Below are 13,935 nucleotides of genomic sequence, written 5' to 3'. Positions count from 1 at the left end.
TCGTCGCCGCGTGCCGAAGAGAGCCGCAGGGGCCGACGACCCGGCGGGCGGGCCGTTCGCGGCGCTGCCGACGGGCCTGCACGCCCACTTACGACCCTATGTCACCGACATCACCGAGGAGGTCGTCGAGGCGATCCGCACCGAGATCCCGGAGTACGCGCGCCCGGCGGACGACACGTACACGCAGGGGGTGCACCGGGGCGTCGACCACGCGCTGCGCGGCTTCCTGGAGCGCATGGCGCGGCCGGGCAGCGATCTGAAACCGGTGAAGGCGACGTACGAGCGCATCGGGCGCGGGGAGGCGGAGGAGGGGCGCAGCCTCGACTCCTTCCAGTCGGCGCTGCGGCTGGGCGCGCGGGTGACCTGGCGCTGGGCCAACGCACTGGTCGACGCCGACCTGCTGCCGCGCAATGTGCTGGCGGCCTTCGGCGAGGCGCTGTTCGTGCACCTGGACGAGATGGCGGCCGCGACCACCGCGGGCTACACGGAGGCGCGGCTGCACGCGGCCGGTGAGCTCCAGCAGCGGCGTTCGCGGCTGATCGACCTGCTCACCGCGGATCCGCCGGCCTCGGCGGAGGCGATCGCGTCCCTGGCGCACACCGCGCGCCGGCCCGTACCCAGGGCGGTGGCGGTGGTGGCGATCGACGCGGGGCCGCGGGCCGCGGCCCGGCCGATCGTGCCGCCGGAGTTCCTGGCCCGGTACGACGGGCCGCCCGCGCTGCTGGTGGTGCCCGACCCGGAGGGTCCGGGGCGGGCCCGGGCGGTGGCCGGGGCGCTCCAGGGGCTGCCGGCCGCGCTGGGGCCGACGGTCGGCCTGCGGGAGGGCGCGCGCTCGCTGCGCTGGGCGACGGAGGGGGCTGATGCGGCGGGGCGTGCTGGCGGGCGCCGGGCTGGTGCGCTGCCAGGACCATCTGTCCACCCTGCTGCTCCTGCGCGACGAGGCCCTGACGGACGCCCTCGCCGAGCGCCGGCTGCGTCCGCTGGAACAGGTGCGCCCGCCGCAGCGCGAACGGCTCGCGGAGACCCTGCTGAGCTGGCTCGGCTCGGGGCACAACGCGAGCGAGGTCGCCGTACGCCTCGCCGTCCATCCGCAGACCGTGCGCTATCGCATGCGGCAGCTGGACGAACTCTTCGGCGCGCAACTCCAGGACCCGCTCGCCCAGTTCGAGATGCAGCCGGCGCTGCGGGCACGGGAGCTGCGCCGGGCCGCGGGAGACGGCGGGGAGACGTGAGGCCCGGCTCCGAATGGACTTCTTGGACAGGTGTCCCGCTATAGTGGACACCTGTCCAAAAAGTTGAGGGAGATCATGGAGATCCTGGCGAACGTGCTCGTCGCGCTGGTGGCCGCGCTGCACGTCTACATCCTGGTGATGGAGATGTTCCTGTGGCAGAAGAAGCCCGGGATGTCGTTCCACGGCTTCGACGCCGAACTGGCGCGGCGCACCGCGCCGATGGCCGCCAACCAGGGGCTCTACAACGGCTTCCTCGCGGCCGGCCTGGTCTGGGGGCTGATCGCCGCCGATCCGACCGGATTCCGGGTCCAGGTCTTCTTCCTGTCCTGCGTGATCGTCGCGGGCGTGTACGGCGCGGTGACGGCGAACCGCCGGATCCTGTTCGCCCAGGCGCTGCCCGCCGCGCTCGCCCTGGCCGCCGTCCTGATCGCGCGGTGACCCGCGCCGAGCCCGAGGACCCGCGGGCGGCCCGCACCCGGGCGAGGCTGCGCGAGGCGCTGCTCCAGGAGTGCGCCGAGCGGCCGTTGGAGGAGGTCGGCGTGGCCGCGCTGGTGCGGCGGGCCGGCGTCGGCCGGGCCACGTTCTACGTGCACTATCCCGATCTGGAGGCCCTCGCGGTCGACGCCTGCGCGGACGTCGTACGGGAGGCCGTGGAGGCGCTGCACGCCTGGCAGGGGCGGCCGGACCCGGTGCGCGCGCCGGCCGCGCTGCCGGAGTTCTTCGCCTCGCTGGCCCCGCACGCCGCGCTGTACCGGACCCTGCTGGCGCCGGGCGGCGGCGGGCCGCTCGGCCGGGTGCTCCACCGGGACCTGCGGGCCTACAGCCTGCGCGAGCGGGAGCGGGCGGGCGCGGCGGACGCCCCGCTGGTGGCCTCCGCGGTCGCCGCGACCTTCGCCGGGGTGCTGGCGGACTGGCTGCACGGCGACCTGGAAGCCACCCCCGGGGAGATCGCGGACCAGGTGTGGCAGTTGCTGGTGGCGCTGCACGCCAGCCGGTGACCGGCCGTCAGTAACAGGCCACGGGTTCCTTCGCCAGGGGCCAGGCCTCCACGCCGTCGGAGGTGCGGACGTAGGCCGTCGACCGGTCGTCCGTCAGCCACAACCGCCGGTCCCCGTAGTGGTATCCGGTGTCGTGCGCGTCGGCGGGCATCCGGACGTCGCCGTCGTAGGGGGCCGTGAGCAGGTCGGCGTCGATCACGTGGTGGGGATCGCGGACGTACTGCCGGTAGGCCTCGCCCCGGCCCGTACCGAGGAAGTGCGCGCTCTGCCAGCCGCAGTGCTCGGCGCCGGCGAAACTGCTCAGTGTGGTGGTCGGGACCCGCTCGCCGTCGCGGTCGGTCCAGATCTCCTCCTCGCCGTCGTCGGTGACACGCGCGGGGAGTTCGGCCGGATCGCAGGTGGCGTGGGTCTCCGGGCCCCAGCCCGGCCGGTCCGGCTGGTCCTCGGCGACGACGACCGCGATCTTGGTGCGGCCGCCGACGTCGAAGGAGTACAGGACCCGGTCGGACTCCGCGCGCTCCACGCGGAATCCGGAGCGGGGGCCCGGCGGATCGAACAGGTCGAACCAGAGCCGCAGCCCGCCCTCCGGTGTGTCACCGCCGTCGCTGCTGTTCCAGCCGTCGGGCCCGCCGCCCCAGGAGATCTCCCCGTCGCACTCCAGCGCCCGGCCCGCGGCGCCGGACCCGGCCAGCAGCGCCTTCGGGGTGTCCTGGTCCAGCTCCCGGGTGGCGATGTCCAGCGGACCGTCGTACGGCGTCGCCGGGGGCGAGCCCTCGACGACCACGTCCCGTTCCTCCCCCGCGCCGCATCCCGCCGTCGCCACCAGTGCCAGCGATGCCATCAGCACCGCCACGAGCTTCCCGCGCACTCCCCGCCCCCGTTCCACGAGCCGTCGTCCGACGCTCCTGTGACGCCGGACCGGCTCGGAACGTTCACCGGGCGGTCCGGAACGTCCTCCGGTACGCCTGCGGCGAGACCCCGATCGCCGCGTGCAGGTGCTGGCGCAGCGAGGCGGCGGTGGCGAAGCCGACGCGGCCGGCGATCCGGTCCACGGAGAGGTCGCTGGCCTCCAGCAGGTGCCGGGCGTGCGCGACGCGCTGCTGGACGATCCAGCGGCCGGGGCTCAGGCCGACCTCGTCGTGGAAGCGGCGGGCGAAGGTGCGCAGGCTCATCCGGGCGTGCCCGGCGAGGTCGGCCAGGGTGAGGGGCTCGTCGAGGCGCTCCAGGGCCCAGGCGCGGGTGGCGGCCGTGCTCGCCGCGCCGACCTCGGGCACCGGCTGCTCGATGTACTGCGCCTGGCCGCCCTCCCGGAACGGCGGGACCACACAGCACCGGGCCACCCGGTTGGCGAGGTCGCTGCCGTGGTCCTCACGGACGAGATGCAGACAGGCGTCGACGCCGGACGCGGCACCGGCCGAGGTCAGCACCCGGCCGTCGTGGACGAACAGGACGTCCGGGTCGAGGTCGACGTGCGGGAACAGCCGGCGGAAGCGGTCGGCGAACTGCCAGTGGGTGGTGGCGCGGCGGCCGTCGAGGAGTCCCGCGGCGGCGAGCACGAAGGCGCCGGTGCAGATGGAGACCAGGCGGGCGTCGGGGCGGATCCGGGCCAGCGCGGCGGTGACGGCCGCCGGGAGGCCGGTGGTGACCCAGGCGGTACCGGGGGCGATCACCACCGTGTCGGCGGTGTCCAGCGCCTCCGGGCCATGCTCGACGCCGACCGTGAAGTCCGCGCTGGTGGGCACCGGCAGGCCGTCGACGCTGCAGGTCAGCACCTCGTAGCGGCCGTCGGCCGAGCCGAGGACCCGGCCGGGGATGCCGAGCTCGAAGGGGTAGACCCCGTCGAGTGCGAGGACGACCACGCGGTGGGGGCGACGCTGTTCCGCTTCCATGGCACGATCTTATCGAAGATTGGCAATCGTGCCATTCTCCGTGCGGTCCGGCCCGGGCACGCTGGTCACCATGAGCAATCCGAACACCATGCGCGTCATCACCCAGAACACTCTCGGCGGCCCCGAGGTCCTGCGGCAGGAGGAAGTGGACCGGCCGGAGCCGCGTCCGAACGAGGTACTGGTGCGGGTGCGCGCCGCCGGCCTCAACCCGACCGACTGGAAGCACCGCGCGACGGGCGGCCTGCTGGGCGCGCCGCCGTTCGTCCTGGGCTGGGACGTCTCCGGCACCGTCGAGGCGGTCGGCATCGGTGTGGTCACCTTCGCGCCGGGGGACGAGGTCTTCGGCATGCTGCCGTACCCGTACGGCCACGGCTCGCACGCGGAGTACGTCGTCGCCCCGGTCCGGGCGCTGTGGCACAAGCCCGCCGGCGTCGGCCACGTCGAGGCGGGCGCCCTGCCGCTGGTCTCGCTGACCGCCTGGCAGTCCCTCGTGGAGACGGCCGGCCTTCAGGCCGGTCAGCGGGTTCTGATCCACGCGGCCGCCGGCGGGGTCGGCCATGTGGCCGTGCAGATCGCCAAGGAGCGCGGCGCGTACGTCATCGGCACGGCGAGCGCGGGCAAGCACGGCTTCCTGCGGGAACTGGGCGCCGACGAGGTGATCGACTACCGGGAGACCGACATCACCGAGGCGGTCAAGGACGTCGACGTGGTGCTGGACACCCTGGGCGGCGACACCTCCGTGCGCTCGCTGCGGGTGCTGCGGCCGGGCGGGATCGTGGTGTCGATCCTGCCGGTCGGCTCCCGGGAGTTCTACGACGAGGCCGAGCGGCTCGGCGTCCGGGCGGTCCGGATGCTCGTGGACGCCGACCGGGCCGGGATGCGCACGATCGCCGGACTGATCGAGGCGGGGAAGCTGCGCGCCACGATCGCCGGGACGTTCCCGCTGGCCGACGCCGCCGAGGCGCACCGGCTCGGCGACACCGGCCGGACCACCGGGAAGCTGGTCCTGACGGTCGACTGACGCACGGGAGCGGAAGGCTGGTCCGGGCCTGGGCCCGGACCGGCGTCCGGTCGTAGCAGGCGGGCCCGGGCCGGCCTCCGGTCAGAACGTGAGCACGGGCTTGATGGTCTTGCCCGAGGTCATGTCCCGCACCGCCCGGTCGATGTCCGCGAAGGCGTACGTCCCGATCAGGCGGTCCAGCGGGAGCCGCCCCTCCTTGACCAGCTTCACGAGGGCCGGGATGAAGGTCTGCGTCTCGCTGTCGCCGAGAGTGAGGCCGACGATCCGCTTGCCGCCGAGCAACCCGTTGACGTCGAGAGAGACCTCGCTGCCGAACGGCGGGGCCCCCACGACGACCAGGGTGCCGCGGGCGGCGAGCGCGTCGACGCCCTGGCGCAGGACGGCTGTACTGCCCGTGGTCTCCACGATCCCGTCGGCGCCCCGGCCGCCGGTGATCTCGGCGATCGCGTCACCGAGGGCGCTCTGCCCGGCGTCCACGGTGTGGGTGGCGCCCAACTCCCGGGCCAGTTCGAGGCGTTCGGCGACCTTGTCGACGGCGATGATCGTGGTGGCCGGAGTGAGGGCGGCCGCCATCACCGCCGAGAGGCCGACGGCTCCGGCACCGAGGACGACGATCGCGGAGCCGGTCGTCGGCTTCAGCACGTTCCACACCGCGCCGACGCCGGTCTGCACCCCGCAGCCCAGGGGGGCGACCGACTCCAGCGGCACCTCCGGGTCGACCTTCACCAGGCTGCGCTCATCCACCAGCGCCCGCTCGGCGAAGGAGGACTGACCGAAGAAGTGGCCGCCGAGGGGCTCACCGTCCCGGCTGATGGTGCTGGTGCCGTCGGCCCGTCGGCCGCCGAGCAGGTTCATGGGCAGCCAGGTGGCGCAGTAGGCGGGGTGGCCGCCGTGGCAGTTGCGGCACGCGCCGCAGGAGGTGAAGGACAGCACGACATGGTCGCCGGGGGCCACGCCGGTGACGGCGGAGCCGACCGCCTCCACGACGCCCGCGCCCTCGTGGCCGAGGACTCCGGGCAGCGGGAACGGCAGCCCGCCGCTCGCCACGCCGAGGTCGGTGTGACACAGCCCGGTCGCCACCAGCCGGACGACCGCCTCGTGCGGGCCGGGCTCGTCGAGGACGACCTCGGAGAGGGTGAAGGGCGCTCCGGCGGACTCGACGACGGCGGCGCGTGTGGTGATGGACATCGGTTCGACTCCCCTTGTTCTGGCGGCGCGCTCAGTCGAGCGAGACGACGACGGACTTGACCTTGGTGTAGGAGGCGAGCGCCTCGGGGCCGTACTCGCGGCCGAATCCGGAGTCCTTGACGCCGCCGAACGGGACGGCGGGGTCGAGCATCGCCCAGTCGTTGACCCAGACGATGCCGGCCTGGAGCCGGTCGGCGATCCGGTGGGCGCGGGCGAGGTTGCCGGTCTGGACGCCCGAAGCCAGGCCGTACGGCGTGGAGTTGGCGAGGGCGACCGCCTCGTCCTCGGTGTCGAAGGGCTGCACGGTCAGGACCGGGCCGAAGATCTCCTCCTGGACGACCCGGGAGTCGTTGGGGAGGTCGGCGATGACGGTGGGCTTGTAGTAGTAGCCGCCGTCGAGGTCGAGGCGCTCCCCGCCGCAGACGATCCGGCCGCCCTCCTTACGGGCGAGGGCGACGTACTCCTCGACCTTGCGCAGGTGCTTCTCCCCCGCCATCGGGCCGACGACGGTCTCCACCGCGCGCGGGTCGCCGACGGGCACGCCCGGGACGGCCTCGGCGAGGATGTTCAGCAGGGTGCTGTAGACCGGGCGGGCCACCAGCAGACGCGGGCCGCCCATGCAGAACTGGCCGGTGTTGAAGACGAATCCCTTGATGACCGCGCCGACGGCCTTCTCCAGGTCGGCGTCCTCGAAGACGAGGTGCGCGGCGTTGCCGCCGAGTTCCATGGTGACCGGCTTGAGGTTCTCGCCGGCGATGCTCGCGGCACGGCGGCCGACCGCGGTGGAGCCGGTGAAGGCGACCTTGTCGACGCCGGGGTGGCGCAGCAGCGCCTCGCCGGCCACCGGGCCGGTGCCGGTGACGACGTTGACGACACCGTCGGGCACGCCGGCCCGCTGGAACAGTCCGGCCATGTACAGGGCGCTGAGCGGGGTCTCGTCGGCGGGCTTGTGGACCACCGTGTTGCCGGTGGCGAGCGCCGGGGCGAGCTTCGAACCGGCGAGGATCAGCGGGAAGTTGAACGGGGTGATCGCGGCGACGACACCGATCGGTCCGCGCCTGGTGTAGGCGAGGGCGTTCATCGGGGTGTCGCGGTTGCCGCCCTCCAGGGAGAAGGCGAGGGTGGCGTAGTACTCGTAGTCGTTGGCCGCGTTGGTCACGTCGACGGCGTGGGCCAGGGTGATCGGCTTGCCGACGTCGAGGCTCTCCAGCCGGGCGATCTCGTCGGCCTCCTCGCGGATCAGCCGGGCCACGCGGAGCAGGACGCGGCCGCGCTCCCGGCCGCTGAGCCCGGACCAGCGGCCGGAGTCGAAGGCTTCGCGGGCGGCGCGTACGGCCGCGTCGACATCGGCGGAGCCCGCCTCCGCGACGGTGGTGACGACCGTGCCCCGGGACGGGTCGACCACCTCGGTCCGGCCTCCGTCCGCGGCATCGCGCCACTGCCCGCCGATGAACAGTCGACCGGGGTCGATCTCGAAGGTGGTCATCCCCACTCCTCAGCATCGTCGCCAAGATTTCAACTAACAGGATTCCTGTTGGTCCGCAGTCTCATTACGGACAGGTTTCCTGTCAATGGTCTACGCTCGGACTCATGGCCGGCACCCAGACGAGCGACGCAGCTCCCGCACCTCAGCCCCAGCGGACACCCCCGTCCCTGCTCTACATGGTGAAGCAGGTGGAGCTGGTGGTGCGATCCCGTCTGGACGATCTCGTCAAGCCGTCCGGAATCACCGCCCTCCAGTACACGGCCCTCACCGTCCTGGAGCGGCACGACGGGCTGTCCGCCGCCCAGCTGGCCCGGGACTCGTTCGTCACCGCCCAGTCCATCGCCGATCTGGTGCGTTCCCTGGAGACCCGGGGGCTGATCCGCCGGGAGCGCAATCCGCACAACCGGCGGGAGCTGCTGATCCTGCTGACCGGGGAGGGACGGGAGCTGCTGGAGCAGTGCGCGGGGCCGGTGCGGGAACTGGAGGAGCGGATGATACGAGAGCTGACCGCGCACCAGACCGAGCAGTTGCGCACCGCCCTGACCAAGGCATGGCAGGCTCTGTCGTAACCCTTCGCTCACGGCGTGAGAGAAACCGAAAAACTGGGCCGAGACACGGCCTCATTTCGAAGACATATGTCAATCGAACATGCTGAAATTCACTCCATCGGGGGTACCTTGCTGGAGCGGGGAACTGCTGTGCACTCCCCCGCCGTTGGAGGCTCCCGACCGGTGGAGCGGGTTGGAGGCGATGTCGTCGTGCAGCAGGAACCCGCCACGGACACCCCGCACCTGCGGGTCACGCAGGACCGCGGGTACACGGTGCTGGAGTTCCACGGCGAGATCGACATCGTCGCGGCGACGGAGATCGCCACCTGGCTCGACGACGCCACCAAGGGCCCGGCCCCGCGGATCGTGATCGACCTGACGCCGATCGAGTTCTTCGACTGCTCCGGGCTGCGCCTGCTCTACCGGGCCCGTGCCCGCGTCCTGGACCGGGGCGGGCATCTGCAGCTGGTCTGCACCCACCCCCTGACTCTGCGCGTCCTGCGGGCCACGGGGCTGTCCCGGCTGCTGCCGCCGCTGACGACGCTGGACGCGGCCCTGGGCAGGCCCGAGGCCACGTCCGGCTCGTTATGACGGCGCTCCGACGCGCCTCCCTCATCGATCCCGACGCGCCTCCCCTCGTCGATCCCGCCGTGCCCCCTCGTCGATCCCGACGGGCCCTACCTCATGATCCTCGTGACCTGGCCCGCCCCGACCGTCCGCCCGCCCTCGCGGATGGCGAACTTCAGCCCTTCCTCCATGGCGATCGGCTGGATCAGCTCCACCGTCATCGTGGTGTTGTCGCCCGGCATGACCATCTCGGTGCCCTCGGGCAGCGTCACCACGCCCGTCACGTCGGTCGTACGGAAGTAGAACTGCGGGCGGTAGTTGTGGAAGAACGGCGTATGCCGACCGCCCTCGTCCTTGGACAGGATGTACGCCCGCGCCTCGAACCGCGTGTGCGGGGTGACCGAGCCCGGTTTGATCACCACCTGGCCGCGCTCCACCTCCTCCCGTTTGATCCCCCGCAGCAGCAGGCCGACGTTCTCCCCGGCCCGGCCCTCGTCGAGCAGCTTGCGGAACATCTCCACACCGGTGACCGTGGTCTTCGTCTTCTGCTCGTGGATGCCGATGATCTCGACCTCGCTGTTGACCCGGAGCGTGCCGCGCTCGATGCGGCCGGTGACGACCGTGCCGCGTCCCGTGATGGTGAAGACGTCCTCGATCGGCATCAGGAACGGCCGGTCGACGTCCCGCTCCGGCTCGGGCACGGCCTCGTCGACCGCGTCCAGCAGGTCCAGCACCGACTGCGTCCACCGGGGGTCGCCCTCCAGCGCCCGCAGCGCGGAGACCCGCACCACCGGGACCTCGTCGCCGGGGAACTCGTACTCGGTGAGCAGCTCGCGCACCTCCAGTTCCACCAGCTCCAGGATCTCCTCGTCGTCGACCATGTCCGTCTTGTTGAGGGCGACGACGATGTACGGCACCCCGACCTGCCGGGCCAGCAGGACATGCTCCTTGGTCTGCGGCATCGGCCCGTCGGTGCCGGCGACGACCAGGATCGCGCCGTCCATCTGGGCCGCGCCGGTGATCATGTTCTTGATGTAGTCGGCGTGCCCGGGGCAGTCCACGTGCGCGTAGTGCCGGCGCTCCGTCTGGTACTCGACGTGCGCGATGGAGATCGTGATGCCGCGCTGCCGCTCCTCGGGCGCCTTGTCGATCTGGTCGAACGGGGTGAAGGGGTTGAGCTGGGGGAACTTGTCGTGCAGCACCTTGGTGATGGCTGCCGTGAGGGTCGTCTTGCCGTGGTCGATGTGCCCGATGGTGCCGATGTTGACGTGTGGTTTGGTCCGCTCGAACTTCGCCTTCGCCACTGCGAGCCCTCCCTGGTCACATGGGTGACGACGTGCGCGTTTCCACTCCTTCCTGTCTATTCGCTGCGCGCCGCGTCGAACAGGGCGCTGACGGACTCACCGTTGTGAATCCGGCGCACGGCCTCGGCCAGTGCCGGGGCGATGGACAGGATCCGCAGCTTGTCGGTGTGCTCCTCGGCCGGTACTGGCACGGTGTTGGTGCACACGATCTCCAGGACGTCCGGCTGCTCGCTGAGCCGTTTGAGGGCGCCGGACGCGAACAGCCCGTGGGTGCACGCCACCCGGATCGAGCTGGGCCCCGACTCCCGGAGCCGGTCGAGGAGTTCGAGGACCGTGCTGCCCTTGGCGATCTCGTCGTCCAGGACGATGACGTCCCGCCCGGCGACCTCGCCGATCACGGCGCTGATGCTGACCCGGTCGTCGGCGTAGCGCTGTTTGGCGCCGGCCGCCACCTGGGCGCCGATCATGCGGGCGAAGGCGGCGGCCTCCTTGGCGTTGCCGAGGTCGGGCGAGACGACGGTGGTGCGGGTGAGGTCGTAGCGGCGGAAGTGGGCGGCCAGCTCGCGGCGGGCGTGCAGATGGTCGACGGGGACCGAGAAGAAGCCGTGCACCTGCGGGGAGTGCAGGGTCATGGCGAGGACGCGGTGGACGCCGGCCGCCTCCATCAGGTCGGCGACCAGCCGGCCGCCCAGGGAGATACGGGGCGCGTCCTTCTTGTCGGAGCGGGCGTAGGAGTAGTGCGGCATGACGACCGTGATCCGGCCCGCGGAGGCCCCGCGGGCCGCGTCGCACATCATCAGCAGCTCGACGAGGTGCTCCTGCACGGGCCGGACCAGGGGCTGCACCAGGAAGACGTCCCGTTCCCGGCAGTTGGCCTGGAGCTGCACCTCCAGACAGTCGTTGGCGAACCGGCTGACGCGGGTGGGACTCAGGGGCACGCCGAGGTGGGCGCAGACCTCGGCGGCCAGCTCGGGGTGGGCACTGCCGCTGAACACGGAGATGTCTCGCACGATCGGCTCCTCGCTGACCATGTCCGGCTGGAGACGGGATCTCTCATGCTACGGACCGCGTCCGTTTCGCCCACCCGCAGGAACCGGGGGATCCGCTTTCAGGTGTCCTGGAATCCGTGAGTCCGGACAGCTCTGAGTCCGGGAAGCCGTGCGTCCGGGAGAGCGCGAGTCCGGGGATCCGCGTCACGAGTCCAGGAACCCGGTGACCGCCCGCCGGGACACCCCGGGCCGCTCGACGTCGACCAGATGCCCCGCGTCGGGCACGGTCAGCAGGGTGGCGTCCGGCAGGACCTCGGTGTACTCGCGGGCGATGCCGGGGTTCTCGTAGTCGCACTCGCCGCGCACCACCAGCACCGGCACCCGCACGCGGCGCAGGGCGGGCCGCGGGTCGGGGACGGTGAGCTGGTCGGCGGTGGTGAGCTGGTTGGCGTAGCAGCCGGGCAGCGAGGCGGGCAGGTCGGGCAGCGTGCGGCCGGGGTGGCAAGTGGCCGCCGGGGCCGCTACGGCCAGCAGCCGGGCGAAGACGGGGTCGATCTCGGCGTCCGGGACCAGGGCGTGGGCGGCGCGCGGGTCCGCCTCCATCGGCAGCGCCCAGGCGGCCAGCCGGGGACTGGCCTCCAGTTCGTCGATCGCGCGCTGCTGGGCGGGGGTGAGCCGGTCCCAGAAGTCGCCCTCGTCGCGGTCCTGCCAGGCCGGGGCCCACAGCACGCCGGGCGAGGTCGGGACCATGCGCTCCACGCGGTCCGGGTGGTCCGCGAGGTACTCCGCGGCGCGCGTGGCGCCCCAGGAGGCGCCGAGAAGGATCACCCGTTCGGCGCCGATCCGCTGCCGTACGGCCTCCAGGTCGGCGACCTGCCGGGCGACGGTGTAGCCGGTCGGATCGGCCGATCGGGTGGAGCGGCCGGAGCCGAGCTGGTCGTAGGACCAGACGTCGTGACCGCGCGCGGCCAGCTGCCGCTCCAGCGGGTCGGGGCCGTCGCCGGGGGTGCCGGGCCCGCCGTGCAGCACGATCACCGGGGCGCGCTTCACCCCTTCGGCCGGCAGACGGGTGTAGGCGAGGCGGGAGCCGGTCGGCAGCGTCCAGTAGCCGGTGGGCCGCGCGCGGGGCCGGGGCGGGGGCTCGTCGAGCGGCCGGAGCACCGTGGCCCAGGCCGCGACGGAGGTGGCCGGCAGGATGGAACGGGGACCGCGCGATCCGGGAGGGGACCGCATGATCCGGGTCCTGCCGGCCGACGACGAGGAGCTGATGCGGGCGGGGCTGCGGATGATGCCGCGGACCCAGCCCGACCTGACCGTCGTCGGGGAGGCCGCGGACGGGCGGGAGGCGGTGCGGCTGGCGTCCGCCCTCGCGCCCGACGTGGTCCTCATGGACGTACGCATGCCCGTGCTGGACGGGGTGGCCGCGACCCGGGCGATCACGGACGGCGGGGATGGCGGGGACGGCGGGGACGGCGCGCCCAAGGTGCTGATCCTGACCACGTTCGAGCTGGACGCGTACGTGTTCGCGGCCGTCCGGGCGGGGCGGCCGGGTTCCTGCTCAAGCGCAGTCCGCCGGAGGTCCTGATCGACGGCATCCGCACGCTCGCGGCGGGCGACGCGCTGCTCGGGCCGTCCGTCACCCGTCGGCTGCTCGCCGAGTTCGCCCGCGCCACGCCCGCCCCGCCGGCGCCGGAGACGGCCCGGCGGCTGTCCCGGCTGACCGGGCGCGAGCACGCGGTGCTGCTGCTCCTGGGCCGGGGTCTGTCCAACGCGGAGATCGCGGGGCGGCTGCACATCGGTGAGGCCACGGTGAAGACGCATGTCGGGCGAGTGCTGGAGAAGCTGGGGCTGCGGGACCGGGTGCACGCGGTCGTCTTCGCCTTCGACCACGGGCTGGTGCGGCCGGGCGGCGGGCGACCTCCGGACACCGAACTGTCACAGGTCCTCAACAACACGGTCTGGTACGGGAATTGGCGGGAATCCGGTCAGTAGGAAGGAGGGCCGTCGACATGACGACTCCCATCAAGCGCCTCCCCGCGCGCCTGCCCGGCTGGGCCAAGGTGCTCACCGCTGTCGTGGTCGTGCTCGTGGTGATGTTCGCCGGGATCAGGCTCAGCCTGCTGCCCGGTCTGCGTGACTTCTTCGGCACGGAGACCCACGACCGTTCCGGCCCCGCGCTGCTCAAGTCCATCCAGGACATGAGCCGTTACGAGGCCGCCTCCGGCAACTTCCAGGTCGTCGTGGACCTGGAGAAGGACGCCAAGTACCTGCCCGACGCGCTCCGCGGCACCCGCACCCTCTACGTCGGCGCGGGCACGGTGGACGCCTACGTGGACCTCGGCCAGGTCGGCGACGACGACGTGACGGTCGACGCCGACCGCACGACGGCGGCACTGCGGCTGCCGCACGCCCGGCTCGGCACACCGGCCCTCGACCCCGACCGCTCCTACGCGGTCTCCAAGCAGCGCGGTCTCCTCGACCGCCTCGGCGACCTGTTCTCGGACAATCCCAACGGCGAGCAGGCCGTGCAGAAGCTCGCCGTGCGGCACATCGGCGACGCGGCGAAGGACAGCGAGCTGACCGCCCGCGCCGAGACCAACACCACCGACATGCTGGAGGGGCTGCTGCACTCCCTGGGCTTCGAGGAGGTGACCGTGTCGTACGGCACCTGACGGCCCGCATCCTCCGGCCGAACGCGGGTAACCGTCCTACG

14 protein-coding genes and 2 pseudogenes are annotated in these 13,935 nt (G+C 72.7%); 9 read left to right on the top strand and 7 right to left on the bottom strand.

Features of this window, described 5'->3' with window-relative positions; genetic code table 11:
- Positions 1-10: 10 nt before the first annotated feature.
- The 4 genes and pseudogenes from ACZ6D7_RS33100 to ACZ6D7_RS33085 form a co-directional block, all read left to right on the top strand.
- Positions 11-490 (top strand): annotated as a pseudogene (locus ACZ6D7_RS33100) (PucR-like N-terminal domain-containing protein); the annotation flags it as partial.
- Between the two features lie 370 nt (positions 491-860).
- A complete protein-coding gene (locus ACZ6D7_RS33095; RefSeq protein ID WP_469498897.1) occupies positions 861-1,232 on the top strand; it encodes a helix-turn-helix domain-containing protein in 372 nt (123 codons plus the stop codon).
- Between the two features lie 75 nt (positions 1,233-1,307).
- A complete protein-coding gene (locus tag ACZ6D7_RS33090; RefSeq protein ID WP_469498894.1) occupies positions 1,308-1,670 on the top strand; it encodes a DUF1304 domain-containing protein in 363 nt (120 codons plus the stop codon).
- Complete coding sequence (locus tag ACZ6D7_RS33085) at positions 1,667-2,230, top strand: TetR/AcrR family transcriptional regulator (protein ID WP_469498891.1); 564 nt, start codon at positions 1,667-1,669, stop codon at positions 2,228-2,230. The genes ACZ6D7_RS33090 and ACZ6D7_RS33085 overlap by 4 nt, the downstream gene beginning before the upstream one ends.
- Before the next feature lie 7 nt (positions 2,231-2,237).
- Here ACZ6D7_RS33085 and ACZ6D7_RS33080 read toward each other — a convergent pair whose 3' ends face one another.
- Together ACZ6D7_RS33080 and ACZ6D7_RS33075 are read right to left on the bottom strand one after the other, a co-directional pair.
- Positions 2,238-3,098 carry a hypothetical protein gene (locus ACZ6D7_RS33080; RefSeq protein ID WP_469498889.1) on the bottom strand — a complete coding sequence of 287 codons (861 nt, stop codon included), beginning with the start codon at positions 3,096-3,098 and terminating at the stop codon, positions 2,238-2,240.
- Between the two features lie 64 nt (positions 3,099-3,162).
- On the bottom strand, positions 3,163-4,119 hold the full coding sequence (locus ACZ6D7_RS33075) for a GlxA family transcriptional regulator (RefSeq protein ID WP_469498886.1): 957 nt from the start codon (positions 4,117-4,119) through the stop codon (positions 3,163-3,165).
- A gap of 70 nt (positions 4,120-4,189) precedes the next feature.
- On the opposite strand from ACZ6D7_RS33075, the gene ACZ6D7_RS33070 reads away from it, so the two are divergent.
- A complete protein-coding gene (locus ACZ6D7_RS33070; protein ID WP_469498882.1) occupies positions 4,190-5,140 on the top strand; it encodes an NADP-dependent oxidoreductase in 951 nt (316 codons plus the stop codon).
- Between the two features lie 81 nt (positions 5,141-5,221).
- On the opposite strand, the gene ACZ6D7_RS33065 is transcribed toward ACZ6D7_RS33070, so the two are convergent.
- Both ACZ6D7_RS33065 and ACZ6D7_RS33060 read right to left on the bottom strand, forming a co-directional pair.
- Positions 5,222-6,328, bottom strand: a complete 1,107-nt coding sequence (locus tag ACZ6D7_RS33065; RefSeq protein WP_469498878.1) for an NAD(P)-dependent alcohol dehydrogenase — start codon at positions 6,326-6,328, stop codon at positions 5,222-5,224.
- A gap of 31 nt (positions 6,329-6,359) precedes the next feature.
- Entirely contained in the window at positions 6,360-7,814 is a 1,455-nt protein-coding gene (locus ACZ6D7_RS33060) for an aldehyde dehydrogenase family protein (RefSeq protein WP_469498873.1), read from the bottom strand.
- A gap of 104 nt (positions 7,815-7,918) precedes the next feature.
- Between ACZ6D7_RS33060 and ACZ6D7_RS33055 the strand changes: the two genes are divergently transcribed.
- On the top strand, positions 7,919-8,383 hold the full coding sequence (locus ACZ6D7_RS33055; protein WP_469498869.1) for a MarR family winged helix-turn-helix transcriptional regulator: 465 nt from the start codon (positions 7,919-7,921) through the stop codon (positions 8,381-8,383).
- 189 nt (positions 8,384-8,572) lie between these two features.
- Positions 8,573-8,953 carry an anti-sigma factor antagonist gene (locus ACZ6D7_RS33050; RefSeq protein ID WP_469498866.1) on the top strand — a complete coding sequence of 127 codons (381 nt, stop codon included), beginning with the start codon at positions 8,573-8,575 and terminating at the stop codon, positions 8,951-8,953.
- Positions 8,954-9,039: 86 nt separating this feature from the next.
- On the opposite strand, the gene tuf is transcribed toward ACZ6D7_RS33050, so the two are convergent.
- The 3 genes from tuf to ACZ6D7_RS33035 all read right to left on the bottom strand — a co-directional run bounded on the left by tuf (position 9,040) and on the right by ACZ6D7_RS33035 (position 12,455).
- Positions 9,040-10,233: an elongation factor Tu gene (tuf, locus tag ACZ6D7_RS33045; RefSeq protein ID WP_469498865.1), complete on the bottom strand. Its 1,194-nt coding sequence runs from the start codon at positions 10,231-10,233 to the stop codon at positions 9,040-9,042.
- Positions 10,234-10,289: 56 nt separating this feature from the next.
- Positions 10,290-11,243 (bottom strand): ribose-phosphate diphosphokinase, encoded by a 954-nt coding sequence (locus tag ACZ6D7_RS33040; RefSeq protein WP_469498862.1) that lies wholly within the window; start codon positions 11,241-11,243, stop codon positions 10,290-10,292.
- Positions 11,244-11,426: 183 nt separating this feature from the next.
- The gene (locus tag ACZ6D7_RS33035; protein WP_469498859.1) at positions 11,427-12,455 is read right to left on the bottom strand and encodes an alpha/beta fold hydrolase; all 1,029 of its coding nucleotides are present in this window, start codon (positions 12,453-12,455) and stop codon (positions 11,427-11,429) included.
- Here ACZ6D7_RS33035 and ACZ6D7_RS33030 point away from each other — a divergent pair.
- Both ACZ6D7_RS33030 and ACZ6D7_RS33025 read left to right on the top strand, forming a co-directional pair.
- Positions 12,454-13,214 (top strand): annotated as a pseudogene (locus ACZ6D7_RS33030) (response regulator transcription factor). The gene ACZ6D7_RS33035 and the pseudogene ACZ6D7_RS33030 overlap by 2 nt on opposite strands.
- A gap of 17 nt (positions 13,215-13,231) precedes the next feature.
- Positions 13,232-13,894 carry a DUF4230 domain-containing protein gene (locus tag ACZ6D7_RS33025; protein WP_469498852.1) on the top strand — a complete coding sequence of 221 codons (663 nt, stop codon included), beginning with the start codon at positions 13,232-13,234 and terminating at the stop codon, positions 13,892-13,894.
- Positions 13,895-13,935: the final 41 nt, after the last annotated feature.

The sequence above is a fragment of the Streptomyces sp. NPDC041784 genome (genome assembly GCF_055591025.1).
Note: the sequence above shows the minus strand (reverse complement) of the source record. Positions and strands in the feature narration are given on the sequence as shown.

Coding starts and splice junctions, on each gene's coding strand:
- ACZ6D7_RS33095 (WP_469498897.1), top strand. CDS start 861: ATGCGGCGGGGCGTGCTGGCGGGCGCCGGGCTGGTGCGCTGCCAGGAC.
- ACZ6D7_RS33090 (WP_469498894.1), top strand. CDS start 1,308: ATGGAGATCCTGGCGAACGTGCTCGTCGCGCTGGTGGCCGCGCTGCAC.
- ACZ6D7_RS33075 (WP_469498886.1), bottom strand. CDS start 4,119: ATGGAAGCGGAACAGCGTCGCCCCCACCGCGTGGTCGTCCTCGCACTC.
- ACZ6D7_RS33070 (WP_469498882.1), top strand. CDS start 4,190: ATGAGCAATCCGAACACCATGCGCGTCATCACCCAGAACACTCTCGGC.
- ACZ6D7_RS33065 (WP_469498878.1), bottom strand. CDS start 6,328: ATGTCCATCACCACACGCGCCGCCGTCGTCGAGTCCGCCGGAGCGCCC.
- ACZ6D7_RS33060 (WP_469498873.1), bottom strand. CDS start 7,814: ATGACCACCTTCGAGATCGACCCCGGTCGACTGTTCATCGGCGGGCAG.
- ACZ6D7_RS33055 (WP_469498869.1), top strand. CDS start 7,919: ATGGCCGGCACCCAGACGAGCGACGCAGCTCCCGCACCTCAGCCCCAG.
- ACZ6D7_RS33035 (WP_469498859.1), bottom strand. CDS start 12,455: ATGCGGTCCCCTCCCGGATCGCGCGGTCCCCGTTCCATCCTGCCGGCC.
- ACZ6D7_RS33025 (WP_469498852.1), top strand. CDS start 13,232: ATGACGACTCCCATCAAGCGCCTCCCCGCGCGCCTGCCCGGCTGGGCC.